The sequence below is a fragment of the Bacillus sp. PAMC26543 genome (assembly GCF_014250375.1).
Classification (GTDB): domain Bacteria; phylum Bacillota; class Bacilli; order Bacillales; family Bacillaceae; genus Bacillus; species Bacillus halotolerans.
Genome location: NZ_CP060193.1, coordinates 2,287,939 through 2,304,473, shown reverse-complemented (window position 1 = coordinate 2,304,473; position 16,535 = coordinate 2,287,939). Strand labels below are relative to the sequence as shown.

1 protein-coding gene is annotated in these 16,535 nt (G+C 46.1%); it reads left to right on the top strand.

The window, feature by feature from the left end; all coding sequences use genetic code 11:
- Positions 1-51: 51 nt before the first annotated feature.
- On the top strand, positions 52-16,533 hold the full coding sequence (locus H7F27_RS11725; protein ID WP_185848940.1) for a non-ribosomal peptide synthetase: 16,482 nt from the start codon (positions 52-54) through the stop codon (positions 16,531-16,533).
- Positions 16,534-16,535 lie beyond the last annotated feature (2 nt).

The following is a 16,535-nucleotide window of genomic DNA, read 5'->3' as shown; positions in this document are numbered from 1 at the left end:
TACAGATCAGGAGAATTAACGATTACTGAGGTAGAAGAGCATCTTCAAAGTATGAAGCGTCAGTTGAATAGCCCGCTTTCAGAAGGTCAAAAAGGGTTATGGATGCTTCAAAAAATGTCTCCTGATATGGGTGCTTATAATATTCCTTTATGCTTTCGCATCAGCAAAAAATTACATGTCGAGACGTTCAAGCAAGCCCTTCTGTTTGTACAGAAACAATATCCTGTTTTAACGAGTGTGATTCAAGAGGAAAATGGCATTCCATTTCAAACGGTTCAGCCGTCGCAGGCTCTTCATTTTGAGGAAGCGGATATCTCAGCTATGCATTCAGCTGAGGTATTGCCCTACCTAAAAGAAAAAGCTAAAGAACCTTTTCATCTGGAAACTGGTCCGTTAATGCGCACATGTCTGTTTCATCAGTCAAACGAGGCATGCATTGTGCTTATCACGGTTCATCATATTATATTTGACGGTGTGTCAATGCTGACATTTATATCGACGCTTTTAGAGGCGTATCAACAATTGCTGCAAGGCGAAGAGTTGATGCTGCAGACTTTACCGGCCGATTATCCTGACTTTGTTGACTGGGAAAACCGTATGCTGGGCGCTAGAGAAGGGGCTGAGCATCTCGCTTATTGGAAAGAGCAGCTGTCCGGAACGCTGCCTATTCTTGAGCTGCCGGCCGACCGTCCCCGTCCTTCAGCACAAAAATATAAGGGGCAAGCTTACAAAAGCTTGCTCCCTCATAACCTGAGCAAGCAAATAAAGTCGTTAGCACGTTCTCATTATGTGAACGAATCTGTTGTGTACCTTTCTATTTATAAAGTGCTGCTGCATCACTATACAAAACAAAAGGACATCATTGTGGGAGTCCCGACAATGGGGCGGCCTGAAGACGGTTTTGAATCGATCATCGGGTACTTTATTAATATGATGGCTGTTCGGAGTAAAGAGATAGGAACCCAAACATTTCAAGAGTTCCTTCGAGACCTGCAGCTGACAGTGGCAGACGGACTTGACCATGCGGCATACCCGTTTCCGGCACTGGTAAGAGAACTGAATGTAGACCGCTCAGCAGCGGATTCTCCGATTTTTCAAACAGCCTTTCTCTACCAGAATTTCTTTCAGACAGCAGGCTTACAAAAAATGCTGGAACCATATCAAGCTCTTGGCATCAAATATATCGAAGACATTCGGCAAGAAGGGGAATTCGAGCTGGCGCTGGAAGTGTATGAACAAGAAAACGAAACAGTGCTTCATCTTCTGTATAACCCTGATATATATGAATTATCTACCATTGAAAGAATGATGGAGAACTACATCAAACTCAATGAAAACATCATTAACGATCCGTCTTTATCACTTGAAACATACTCTTTACAGTTAGATCAAGAACAAATCAGCTTGTTCGAGCAATGGAATGAGACAAAGACAAATGACTCCAAAGACAAGTGCATACATGAGATTTTTGAGGAAAAAGCGAAAAAAACCCCCGATGCGATAGCGGTCGTATTCGAAGAGGAGACTCTTACATATAAGGAATTAGATCAAAAAAGCACATCGCTGGCCATTTACCTTCAGGCACAGGGGGCTGGACCGGAACGACCGGTAGGGATTTGTGCAGAGCGTTCGTTTGATATGCTGATCGGAATTTTAGGGATTCTGAAAGCCGGCGGGGCGTATGTGCCTCTAGATCCGAACTTCCCTCAAGAACGATTAGCGTACATGCTCAAAGACAGTGAAGCGTCCATTGTCCTTACACAATCTAAAGCTCATGACAAAGTAAACAAATTAACTGATGACCATGTAAAAGTCATCAATATCGATTTGGCTTGCAGTCAAACGGACACAGCTCAACAAAAAAGTGGATTGAAACGAGAAGTCAAACCCCATCATCTCGCTTATATCATTTACACCTCGGGCAGTACCGGACAGCCTAAAGGAGTCATGGTAGAGCATCAGAGCATTATGAATACGCTGAATTTTCTTGAATCTCAGTATCCTGTCACTGCTGAGGACGCTTATTTATTAAAGACGAACTATGTTTTCGACGTATCCATATCGGAATTATTCGGCTGGTTTATCGGAAATGGCCGCCTTATTATTCTTCCGCCAGATGGAGAGAAATCACCGCAGCTGTGCATGGAGGTGATTGAAAAATATCAAGTGACCCATGTTAATTTTGTTCCTGCCATGCTGCATGTATTTTTAGAAACGGCGAAAGACAACAGGAAATTTACTGAAGAAGGACCAATCAAATACATGATGGTTGCAGGAGAAGCCTTTCCTAAGGAATTGGTGAAAAAGGCAGTATCCATCTTTAGAAACTGCCGTGTTGAAAATATTTACGGACCAACAGAAGCCTCCATTTACGCGACTTATTTCGGATGCGGAACAGGAGATATCGCCAGTCATCATACGCCAATCGGCAAGCCTGTATCCAATACGAAGATTTACATCGTGGACCAGCATTTGAAGCCTGTTCCGATCGGAAAACCTGGTGAGCTTTGTATCGCAGGCGACGGATTGGCAAGGGGCTATTATAACCAGCCCGGCCTGACAGCGTCAACATTTATTGACAATCCGTTTGAATCTGGGACCAAGCTTTATAAATCCGGTGATTCAGCAAGATGGCTGCCTGACGGCAATATTGAATATTTAGGCCGTATTGACAGCCAGGTTAAAATTCGAGGTTTCCGAATTGAATTAGGTGCAATAGAAACGAAACTGAGTGAATATCCGGGCATTTTAGATCAGGCAGTAGTGGTCAAACAGCTGGAAGGACATAAAAAGCTGGCTGCATATTATACGGAGCAAAATGGACATCCGCCTATCGATCCAAACGATTTGCGCCGTTGCCTGAAATCCAGCCTGCCGGAATATATGATACCTGCGCACTTTATCCGCCTGAATGAGATGCCGTTAACACCAAGCGGGAAAGTGAACCGCAAGGAATTGGAACATCGGAAGGTCATTTTAAATAATAGAAAAACACAACACTTACAGTTATCAGAAGTAGAGGGCAAAGTGCAGCTCATTTGGGAGGATATGCTGAAAGTCAGCGGTTTTGGGCCAGAGGACGGATTTTTCGATGTGGGAGGCGATTCACTTCTTGCCGTGGCCGTGGCGGAACGAATCCAAAAAGAATTTGACTGTGAATTCAGTGTAACGGAGCTGTTCGAGTACGCCAATATCAGGGCCATCAGCCAATACATTATTGAAATGAAAAACACAGATGCGGCGGCCATTCCTCAAAATGAAAGCAAGCAGAATGTGAAGAGGGTGAAACAAACGGAACAGAAAGCGCTGCCGCCGTATTTTGAAGACAGTATTGCCATTGTGGGGATCTCCTGCCAGTTTCCGGGGGCAAAAAATCATCATGAGTTCTGGAATCAAATCAAAGAAGGCAAGGAAAGTATTCAATTTTTTTCAAAAGAAGAACTGCGAGAAAATGGAGTGCCTGAAGAATTAATTCAACATCCTGATTACGTTCCTGTGCAATCTGTGATTGAGGGAAAAGATTTGTTTGACCCAGGTTTCTTTCAGATCTCTCCTAAAGATGCTGAGTTTATGGACCCTCAGCTCCGTCTCTTATTGCTGCATTCATGGAAAGCAATTGAGGATGCGGGCTATGTGGCAAAAGAGATTCCGGAAACAAGTGTGTATATGTCTGCAAGCAACAATTCCTACAGAACGTTATTGCCGAAGGAGAGAACAGAAGGACATGAATCTCCGGATGGCTATGTCTCATGGGTATTAGCCCAAAGCGGAACGATCCCGACGATGATCTCGCACAAGCTCGGATTAAAGGGGCCAAGCTACTTTGTTCATTCCAATTGTTCTTCTTCACTAGTAGGTTTGTATCAAGCGTACAAAAGCCTAACAGCTGGTGAATCTGAATACGCGCTTGTTGGAGGCGCAACCTTGCACGCGCAGTCAGGAATAGGCTATGTGCATCAAAACGGATTGAATTTTTCAAGTGACGGGCATGTTAAGGCATTTGACGCCGCAGCTGACGGAATGGCTGGAGGAGAAGGTGTAGCTGTCGTCCTATTGAAAAAAGCTGTGGATGCGGTAAGAGACGGAGACCATATTTACGCCATCATGCGCGGAATAGGAATCAATAATGACGGAGCTGATAAGGCCGGCTTTTATGCACCTAGCGTAAAAGGCCAAACAGAGGTCATACAGAGCGTATTGGACGAAACCGATATCCATCCTGAAACGATCAGCTACATTGAAGCACACGGTACAGGGACTAAATTAGGCGACCCTATTGAAATTTCTGCCTTAAACAAAGTGTACAAGCAATACACGGACAAAATACAATTTTGCGGAATCGGTTCGGTGAAAACCAATATCGGACATTTGGATACTGCCGCAGGGTTAGCCGGCTGCATTAAGGTTGCCATGAGCTTATCTCATAACGAACTTGCGCCAACTATCAACTGCCAGGAGCCGAATCCTAATATTCACTTTGACAGCTCTCCATTTTATGTTGTCCGCGAACGAAAATTATTACAGAAAAATCAAGGTGTACATCGGGCAGCGCTGAGCTCGTTTGGGCTTGGCGGAACGAACGCTCATGCCATATTCGAACAATATGAAAATGCCCAAGATACAAGAGCGGATAACGAAGGAAATCCTCCGTACCTCATTCCGGTATCGGCAAAGAACAGGGAGCGGCTGCAAGCATATGTAAAGGAACTGCTGACATTTGTCAGTCAAAATGATCTGACACAACACTCTTTAAGGGATTTAGCATACACCTTCCAGATCGGCAGGGAGGCGATGGACACAAGAGTTATTTTTATGGCGAGCGATTTGGAAGAATGGAAGCTGCAGCTGGAGCGTTTTGTGAATGGACAACCGTTGACAGAAGGCTGTATTCAAGGAGAAAAAACGCGAGTGAAATCCGCTGATCTCTTGCTTGGAGATGAGGAAACGGAAGAACTGGTTGCATCATGGATGTCCAAAGGCAAACTGAAAAAGCTTGCCGAAGTGTGGGCCAAAGGTTTTCAGGTTGAATGGCGCCATCTTTACCCGAATGCGAAGCCGCGCCGCATGAGTCTGCCGACATATCCTTTTGCTGAAGAACGGTATTGGCCTGACATCAGCACGGGCAATCGTAAAACAGCCGTACCATCACGCTTGCATCCTTTGGTGCACCAGAATACATCTGTTTTATCGGAGCAGCGGTTCAGCTCCAGCTTCACAGGACAGGAGTATTTTATTGCTGAGCATATCATTAAAGGGATGGCGATTTTGCCGGCAGCTGTCACGCTTGAAATGGCAAGAGCCGCTATAGAACAAGGAATTGGCGGTTTAGATGATGAGGAATCCGGAATCCGCCTGAAACATGTGGTTTGGATGCGTCCGGTTGTAGCGGGAGATGAGCCGGTTACAGTAAACATCGGACTCTATGATGAAGACGGCGGAGATATTCTTTATCGGATGTATGGTGAACCGGAATCCGCTGACGCAGACCCAATTGTATATAACCAGGGCATAGCGGAATTATTTCAGCCAAAGCATGCGGAGGTATTGGATCTAGAGGCGATAAAGAATCAATGTAATCAAGGCTTGATGGACACCTCCTTATTTTATGAAGGCATGATCGGAGCCGATTACGGTCCAGGATACAAGAGTGTGGAGACCGTTTATAAAGGAGACGGCCAGCTGCTTGCCAAATTATCGCTGCCGGGATCTGTCTCTCATACAGCAGCCGATTATGCTCTTCATCCAAGTTTATTGGATGGGGCGTTACAGGCGGCTGAATATTTGCAAAACGTCACCAGGGCGGAGCTTTCTGACAGTGAAGACTTTAAAGCTGCACTGCCATTTGCTTTAGAGGAGCTTGAAGTCTTTCATGAATGCGTTTCTGATATGTGGGTTTATGTTCAATTTAATTCAAAAAATAAACCTGGCGATCTGATACAGAAAGTTGATATTGACCTATGCGATGAGCATGGCAGCGTTTGTATACGGATGAAGGGGTTTTCGACGAGAGTGATGGAGGCTGACATACAAACAGAATCATCACATTCAGAAACCTTATTGCTTCAGCCCGTTTGGAAAGAACAAAAGGCTGGCGGAAAAGCGGATAAAGAATATGCAGAGCATCTCGTGTTCCTCTGTGAATGTGATCAGGACATGAGAAAAAAGATCGAAGCAGAAATGGAGCATGTCCATGTCTTCATCCTGGAAGCAAGGCCTGCTTCAGTGGATGGGCGTTTTCATTCGTATACGGAACAGGTGTTTAGAAAAGTGCAAGCGCTGATTCGCGAGAAACCGAAAGGAGATATTCTGATTCAGATCGTTACCTCTGCAGAAGGCGAGCAGCAATTGTTTTCTGGATTGACAGGGCTGCTGAAAACGGCCGAGTTAGAAACGGCTAAGCTGACCGGACAAATGATTGAAATCAGCAGTGAAGAAAGCGGGGAAAGTATCGCCCGCAAACTGAAAGAAAATCAAATCAGCAGCGGCACCCATATCAGATATCAAAACGGCACACGATTTATTGCAGATTGGAGTGAAATGAAAGCGGCAAGCCGTAACATCAGCATGCCGTGGAAAGACGGCGGCGTTTATCTCATCACAGGCGGTGCCGGTGGCTTAGGCCTTATGTTCGCAAAAGAAATTGCTGAACAAACGAAAAATGCGACAGTCGTTCTGACGGGCCGTTCACCTCTGAATGATAATAAAAGAGGGAAGATTGAAGAGCTTCGCGCTATAGGGGCCGAGATCACCTATCAGCAAATGGATGTTGCCGATAAAATCGCAGTGTACCAGTTAATGAACAATATCCAGAAAGAACATGGCCGTCTTGATGGCATTCTTCATAGCGCGGGAATTATTAAAGATAGCTATTTGGCCAAGAAATCAGCGGAAGATTTGCATGATGTGCTGGCGCCTAAAGTAAAAGGACTCGTTCACCTGGATGAAGCCAGCAAAGATTTGGCATTGGATGTTTTCATTCTCTTTTCATCTCTTTCGGGAAGTTTAGGCAGCATTGGTCAGGCTGACTATGCGGCAGCCAATGTATTTATGGATATGTATGCCGGATACCGCAGTACGCTAGCCGAACACGGTCAGCGGCATGGCAAAACGCTTTCTGTAAACTGGCCATTATGGAAAGAGGGCGGCATGAAGGTCGATCGTGAAACGGAGAAAAGACTTGTGCAGCTGGCCGGAATTGTTCCTCTGGAAGCAAAACAAGGCATACAGGCTTTTTATCAAGCGTTCAATAGTGAGGCAAGCCAGGTCATGGTGATGGAAGGCAACGTTCAGAAGATAAAACAAAACATGCTGTCAAAAACAGCCTCAGCACCTATTGAAAAGAGGGAAACAGAAAGCATGACTGAACCGGCAAAGAGCATTGACACAGGGAGTTTGCTGGATAAAGTAAAGGCGATGTTAAAGCGGGAGGTCGCCAAGCTATTAAAGGTTCCATTTGAAACGATTGATGACCATGCCGAAATGACGGTGTATGGGTTTGACTCCATTTCTATGACTGAATTCACCAACCATATCAATCGGGCATATAAACTGGCGCTGACGCCAACCGTATTTTTTGACCATCCGACGATCCATGAGTTCGGCAAGCATTTGTCAGAAGAATATCAAGCGGTATTTGCGAAAACATTTGCTGTACGGACCAGGTCAAAGGTTCAGGCTCAGCCTGCATTTGAACAGGATAAAACCATACATGTCACCTCAAAAAGACGCCGAAAGCAGCCGGTTATGCTGCCGGCAACCATACAGAGTGAATCCGGTCCCGAGCCAATCGCAATCGTCGGAATAAGCGGCATTTTTCCTATGGCAAAAGATGTGGATGCCTACTGGAAGAACTTAAAAGAAGGCAAGGACTGCATGACGGAAATTCCGAAAGACCGCTGGGATTGGCGCGAATATGAAGGGGACCCTGCGAAGGAAGCCAATAAAACGAATGTAAGATGGGGAGGTTTTATTGACGGCATTGCGGAATTCGACCCATTATTCTTTGGCATTTCCCCGCGTGAAGCTGAACAAATGGAGCCACAGCAACGCTTATTATTGACTTACGCATGGAAAGCGATTGAAGATGCGGGGTATTCGGCAAAAAGTCTGTCAGGCACAAAAACAGGCGTATTCATCGGAACGGGAAATACAGGATACAGTTCTCTTTTATCTAAAGCGAACTCGGCAATAGAAGGGTCAGCGGCAGCTAACACGAGCCCGTCAGTCGGTCCGAATCGTGTCAGTTATTTCCTTAATCTGCATGGGCCGAGTGAACCTATTGATACGGCGTGCTCCAGTTCATTGGTAGCGATCCATCACGCCATTTCCTCAATCGAGGAAGGCACTTGTGACATGGCATTAGCCGGCGGCGTTAATACGATTATTCTGCCTGAGGTGTATATCAGCTTTGATAAAGCGGGTGCCCTGAGCAAAGAAGGCAAATGCAAGACGTTCTCAAATCGAGCTGATGGTTTTGCTCATGGGGAAGGAGCCGGCATACTGTTTCTGAAGAAGTTAAAAGCGGCCGAGGAAGCGGGAGACCATATTTATGGGGTGATAAAAGGAAGCGCAGTGAACCACGGGGGGCGTGCGGCGTCTTTAACGACGCCTAATCCGAAGGCCCAGGCGGAAGTCATTCAAACGGCATTCCAAAAGGCGGGAATCGATCCCAAAACGGTGACGTACATTGAGGCTCACGGAACAGGTACGGAGCTTGGAGATCCGGTTGAAATTAACGGATTGAAAGCGGCTTTTAAAGGGCTGGGTGTAAAAGAAGGAGACACTTCTGCTAATCATTATTGCGGCCTTGGTTCAGCGAAGACAAACATCGGTCATTTATCGCTTGCAGCCGGTGCAGCAGGAATTATTAAAATTTTAATGCAGCTTAAACACAAAACCTTAGTGAAAAGTCTCCATTGCGAGACTGTCAATCCGTATATTCAGCTTGAAAACAGCCCATTTTATATCGTTCGGGAAACAGAAGAATGGAAAGCGCTACAGAATGAGCAGGGGCAGAAGCTGCCTCGCCGTGCAGGCGTCAGTTCATTTGGTATCGGCGGGGTAAATGCCCACGTGCTCATCGAGGAATATATTCCGAAGGCGGACGCTGGCAACATACCGTCGATCACTTCTGAACATCCAGGTATTTTCGTCCTATCAGCTAAAAATGAAGCAAGACTGAAAGAATACGCACAGCAGCTGGCTGAAGCGTTAGACCAGCATATTTACAAAGACGAAGATCTCGCAAATATTGCTTATACGCTGCAAGCCGGGCGAGACGCGATGGAAGAACGGCTGGGGATCATTTCCGGGTCAATTGAGGATTTGCAAGACAAGCTAAAAGACTATGCAGCCGGCAAAAATAATGTGGAGGATGTATATAGAGGGCGGATTGATAAAGGAACGCTGCAAATGCTGACGGAAGATGAAGAAATTCAAGAAGCGGTTGAAAAATGGATGGAGCGCGGAAAGTATGCAAAATTGCTGGAATTATGGGTGAAAGGGCTTGATGTGGACTGGGCGAAGCTGTATGGCGAGAATGAGCCGCATCGCATTAGCTTGCCGACATATCCGTTTGCGAAAGACCGTTACTGGATTTCTGATTATGTCGCAAATAGGGGAAGCCTTGAAGCCGACAAAAAAGCATCTCACATCAGCGCATCTGTGTTACATCCATTAATGCATCAAAACACTTCGAATCTCTCGGAACAGCGGTTTAGCTCAATCTATACGGGAGAAGAGTTTTTCCTTGCAGATCATGTTGTCAAAGGCCAACGGATCTTGCCGGGAGTGGCCCATCTTGAAATGGCGCGGGCTGCCATTGAGCAGGCAGCCGAGGTACAAAACGGTCAGTATCGCATTACGCTCAAAAACACAGTGTGGGTGCGGCCGATTGTAGTCGGGGAGCAGCCGATGCAAGTACACATCAGGCTTTTTCCGGAGGAGCATGGTGACATTACGTATGAAATCTACGGCAACCCGGAAATAGCCGGTGACAAACCAATAGTATACAGTCAAGGCGGGGCTGAATTACATCCTGCTGCGGATACGCCGGTCATTGATGTAGCATCCCTGCGCAAGAAGTGTCAGCAAACTCATTTCTCTGTAAACGAAGTATACGACACCTATAAAATGATTGGTTTTGACTACGGTCCAGCTTATCGCGGTGTAGAAAAGATTTATACAGCTGAACATTTTGTATTGGCAAGATTGTCATTGCATCCTTCTGTCTTAGATACAATTGGCCAATTCAGCATGCATCCGGGTCTGATGGACTCCGCTTTACAGGCATCCAGCATTTTGACAGGCGCAGGAGATAACCGGCTGACGCTGCCTTTTGCGGTTCAAGAGCTTGAAGTCTTCGGGACATGCTCCTCGAACATGTGGGTATACGCCAGATTCAGTGAAGGCAGCAAAGCGACTGATAAGGTACAAAAACGGGATATCGATATCTTAGATGAGAACGGCAATGTTTGCGTACGGTTAAAAGGTTTGTCATTCAGAGCGGCAGAAAGCGACCCTAGATCAGCAGAGTCTGACCAAACAATGGAAACTTTGATGTTTGAGGAAAAATGGATGTCTAAGGAGATCGACAAAGACGGTCTGGAACCAGAATATGAACGGCATATTATCATGCTTTGTGAAATGAACGGACTCTCAAAAGACAGTATTGAATCAAAGCTCAAAGGAGCGGAATGTATAGTATTAGAGTCTTATCGGGAGGGTCTGGCAGAGCGATTCCAAGATTATGCCGAACAAGCGCTTGAGACGATACAGAGTATCCTCAAAAGCAAGCCGCAAGGCCATGTTCTGATCCAAATGCTTACCTCAGCGCAAAGAAAGCATTACTCTTTCTCAGGACTTTCGGCGCTCCTTAAAACGGCCGGGCTGGAGAATACAAAGCTGATCGGCCAGACGATTGAAATCGATACAAACGAAACTATGAATAGGATCGCAGAGATAGTCCAAGAGAATAAAAGAAACGCAGGAGATCAGCGCATTAAATATGAAAAAGGCAAACGGTACATCAATGAATTAAATGAAATTCATACGCCTGACCGTGAAATCAGATTGCCGTGGAGGGATCAGGGTGTGTACCTCATCACAGGCGGCGCAGGAGGACTTGGATTTATTTTTGCGAAAGAAATTGCAAGCCAAGTCAAACAGCCTGTTTTGATTCTTACAGGCAGGTCCGCGCTTAGCGCTGATCAGCAATTACAGCTTAGCGAGCTGCAGCGTTTAGGTGCTCGTACAGAGTACAGACGGGTTGATGTGACTCAAACGGAGGCTGCGTCCGAGTTAATCACAAGGATCACAGCTGATTATGGCGACTTGCATGGCGTGATTCACAGTGCTGGACTGCTTAAAGACAACTATCTCATGAATAAAACAAATGAAGAACTTAAGCAGGTCCTCGCTCCTAAGGTAAAAGGGCTCGTAAATGTGGATGAGGCAACCGAGCATCTCGCGTTAGATTTTTTTATCCTTTTTTCTTCCATATCTAGTATCACCGGCAGCGCGGGACAGGCGGATTATGCAATGGCTAATGCATTTATGGACAGCTATGCCGCTTATCGTAATGCGCTTGTGACCGCCATGTACAGACACGGCCAAACATTGTCGATCAATTGGCCGCTGTGGAAAGAGGGCGGCATGCGTGTAAATAAAGAAACTGAAAAAATGACAATGAAAAATACTGGCGTTACGGCTATGCGAACCGAAACCGGCATTCAGGCACTTTATAAAGGGTTGGCTTTTGATAAAGATAACGTCATTGTCATGGAAGGTATCAGAGACATGATGAGAGAAAAGCTGTCTCAAAAGCAGCCTTCTGAAGATGTTCCGAATAAACCAGCGCAAGAACCGGTGACCCAGAAAGCAAGAATGGATCAAGACAGCTTATTGGACCAAATACAAGACATTTTAAAGCAAGCAATCTCTCAATTGCTCAAAATCAAAACTGAAGAGATTGATCCGGATATGGAGTTTAATCAATATGGATTTGATTCAATCACTTTGACTGAATTCGCTAATATATTGAATGAACAATACAAGCTGGATCTGACCCCTACAATTTTCTTTGAGCATGCAACTGTTTCTGCCTTTGCCGCGTATTTATCAGCAGAATATCAAGATACATTCTCGGCGCAATTTGCAGTACCTGTCAAGGAGGATCTGCCTGTACAGCCTGCGGAAAAAGCCATGAAAGACATCAGGTTTTCAACCGAAAACCGTTTTGGCAAACCAAAGGAGCTGCCAGTGAAGAATGCAGCCGAGCATGCGCCTGAGCCCGAACCTATTGCCATTGTAGGGATGAGCGGAGTTTTCCCAAAAGCAAAGGATGTTGAGGAGTACTGGATGAATTTGAAAGAAGGGACAGATTGTATAACAGAGGTTCCAAAAGACCGCTGGGATTGGCGTGAGTACTACGGAGACCCGCTAAAAGAAGCAAATAAAACGAACGTCAAATGGGGCGGTTTTATTGATGGAGTAGCCGACTTTGATCCGTTGTTCTTCGGCATTTCTCCGCTGGAGGCTGAGCAGATGGAGCCTCAGCAGCGTCTATTAATGACCTATGCTTGGAAAGCGATAGAAGAAGCGGGACATTCAGCCCAAAGCCTATCAGGAACCAAAACGGGCTTATTCATCGGTACTGGAAACACGGGATACAGCTCTCTTCTCTCAAATGTAGATATCGAAGGCTCTGCAGCTGCTAATATGAGTCCTTCTGCCGGACCGAATAGAGTCAGTTATTTTCTGAACATTCATGGACCGAGCGAACCGATTGACACGGCATGTTCAAGCTCACTGGTCGCCATTCATCATGCAGTTTGTGCAATTGAAGCTGGAAACTGTGAAATGGCGTTCGCGGGAGGCGTCAACACGGTTGTAACACCGCAAGGCCACATTGCCTACGATAAAGCAGGGGCTCTGAGCAAAGAAGGAAAATGCAAAACGTTTTCTGATAAAGCCGATGGATTTGCGGTCAGTGAAGGTGCAGGCATCCTCTTCCTGAAAAAACTAAAGGCGGCGGAACGCGACGGCGATCATATTTACGGTGTGATCAAAGGAAGTGCGGTAAATCACGGAGGCCGCGCGAATTCTCTGACGACTCCTAATCCGAAGGCTCAGGCAGAAGTCGTAAAAACCGCTTATATGAAGGCGGGAATCGATCCGAGAACTGTGACGTATATTGAAGCGCATGGAACCGGAACGGAACTTGGCGATCCGGTAGAAATTAACGGGCTGAAGGCTGCATTTAAAGAACTGTACGAGAAAACGGGAGATCCTTCTGTTCATGCCAGCCATTGCGGACTGGGTTCAGCGAAGACAAACATCGGCCATTTATCGCTCGCAGCCGGTGTAGCCGGTGTCATCAAAATCCTGTTGCAGCTAAAACACAAAACGCTGGTAAAAAGTCTGCACAGTGAGACGATCAATCCGTATATCAGATTGGAAGACAGCCCATTTTATATCGTGCAGGAATCCAGAGAATGGAAATCGCTGCGGGATGAAAACGGACGGGAGCTGCCTCGCCGAGCCGGAGTCAGTTCATTTGGCATAGGCGGTGTCAATGCCCATGTGGTCATTGAGGAATATATTCCAAAAGAAACTGCTCCATCTGAACAAGCGCCAGCAGTGACATCACAGAACCCGGGCATCTTTGTCTTGTCGGCAAAGGAAGAAGATCGCCTGAAGGACCAAGCACAGCAATTGGCGGATTTTATCAGCAAACATTCAATCTCAGATCGTGATCTCACTGATATTGCTTATACACTCCAAGAGGGGCGCGATGCAATGGAGGAGAGATTAGGGATTATCGCTGTCTCGGTTCAAGATTTGCTGGAGAAACTGTACCTCTTTATAGAAGGACAAACCAATGCGACCAACATGTATAGAGGCAGGGCGAATAAAGGGATATTACAGACACTCAGGTCAGACGAAGACATTCAGAAAACACTCAAAAATGACTGGGAACCCGAAGTTTATACAAAACTGGTTGAATTATGGGTAGCAGGATTAAAAATAGATTGGAACAAACTGTACAGCGGCAAACTGCCTAACCGCATCAGCTTGCCGACCTATCCATTTGCAAAAGAGCGCTACTGGATATCGGATATGAAAGAGGAGGCAATCACGCAAAAGGCACCGACAAAAACTGTCGATACAGCAGTTTTGCACCCATTAGTACAAACCAACACTTCTGATTTGACAGAGCAGCGTTTCAGCTCAATCTTTACAGGCGCTGAGTTCTTTTTCAACGACCACAAGGTGAAGGGAAAGCCGGTCATGCCGGGGGTCGCGTATCTTGAGATGGTGCATGCAGCCATTTCGCAGGCAGTGCGAGGGCTCAAAGATCATCAATCTGTCATTCATATAAAAAATGTTGTTTGGGTGCAGCCGATTGTGGCGGACGGTCAGCCTGTCCAAGTGCATATCAGTCTTGAACCTCAGCACGATGGTGAAATTGCTTTTGAAATCTTTACAGAAGACGGTGAGAGCGCACGAAAGGTACACAGTCAGGGCAGTGTTGAGATAAGAGAAGCAGGAAACATTCCTTCTCATAATATCAGCGCGCTGCAATCGCAATGCAGTCAAAGCATACTGTCAAATGAACAGTGCTATGAGTTATTTAAAGCGATCGGCATAGAATACGGGCTTGGTTTTCAAGGAATACAGCAGCTTTACATTGGCCGCAATCAAGCGTTGGCAGAGCTTTCGCTGCCGTCTGGAGTATCTCAAACGCTGAACGAATTTGTACTTCATCCGAGTATGACGGATTCTGCTTTACAGGCGTCGATCGGGTTAAAGCTTAATTCCGGAGATGAACAGCTTTCATTGCCTTTTGCACTGCAGGAGCTTGAGGTATACAGCCCATGTACAGAAAACATGTGGGTCTCTGTCGCCTCGCGTCCAAACGAGGACAGAATACAACGGCTGGATATTGATCTATGTGATGAACAAGGCCAGGTATGTGTAAGAATCAAGGGCATCTCCTCAAGAGTGATAGAAGACGACATACAACGCCCGGAAAAAATAAAACCATCTGACAGCAAGGCGTCTCTTAATGGAGCGCTTCTAATGGCGCCGGTATGGGATCAAGTGCAAACGGAGAATAGCAGGATCATTCCGTCTGCTGATGAGCGTGTTGTCATTCTAGGTGGGGATGAAAACAGCAGAAATGCTGTACAAAGACAGTTCCCGCTTGCCAAAGAGCTGCACATCATGCCGCATGATTCTATTCATCAGTTGGCAAACGAGCTTGAAGCATTAGGGGCATTTGACCATATTGTGTGGATTTCTCCTTCCCATATTGCGGAGTGCGAAATCGGTGATGACATGATTGAAGCCCAAAACCAAAGCGTTATTCAACTGTTCAGGCTCATTAAGGCGATGCTTTCTTTAGGCTATGGAGAGAAGACGATAAGCTGGACGGTCGTGACAGCGAATACGCAATGTGTTGGTCAGCATGACATTGTCAATCCAATTGATGCCGGTCTTCACGGTCTGATCGGCTCGATGGCAAAAGAATATACAAATTGGCAGACAAAACTGATCGATGTAGATCGAAATGAGAATTGGCCGGTGGCTGAAATCTTTTCCCTGCCTTTCGACCAAGAGGGAAATACTTGGGCGTATCGGAACAAAACCTGGCACAAACAGCGTCTGATCCCTGTACACAGCAATCAGCCTGTGCACACCAAGTATAAACACGGAGGCGTTTATGTGGTCATAGGCGGTGCGGGCGGAATTGGAGAAGCTTGGAGCGAATATGTGATTCGAACATACCAAGCGCATGTCGTTTGGATTGGCAGAAGAACAAAAGATGCATCCATTCAAAGCAAACTGGACAGACTTGCGCGTTTAGGGCCGGCTCCGTTTTACATCGAAGCTGATGCCGCAAACCGAGAGGACTTGGAACGCGCTTATGCAGCCATCAAACAAATACATCGGGAAATCAACGGTATCATTCATTCTGCCATCGTTTTGCAAGACCAAAGCCTGATGAATATGGACGAGGAACGTTTCAGAAATGTTCTTTCTGCAAAAGTGGATGTAAGTGTGCAAATGGCTCAAGTCTTCCAGAAAGAGCCGTTGGACTTTGCTTTGTTTTTCTCTTCCGTACAATCATTTGCAAGAGCTTCAGGACAGAGCAATTATGCTGCCGGCTGCAGCTTTAAGGATGCTTTTGCTCATCGGCTTTCACAAGTATGGCCTTGTACAGTAGCTGTGATCAATTGGAGTTATTGGGGCAGCATTGGTGTTGTTTCCTCACCTGATTATCAGCGAAGAATGGCGCAGGCGGGCATAGGCTCCATTGAAGCCCCTGAAGCGATGGAAGCGTTGGAACTGCTGCTCGGGGGGCCGCTGAAACAGCTTGTGATGATGAAGATGGCAGACTGCGAAACGGGCAATGACTCAGGACAGAATGACGAAACAATTGAGGTGTATCCGGAAACTCACAGCTCCGCCATTGAGAAACTGCGAAGCTATCACCCGGGAGACAGCACAACGATACAACAACTGTTATAGGA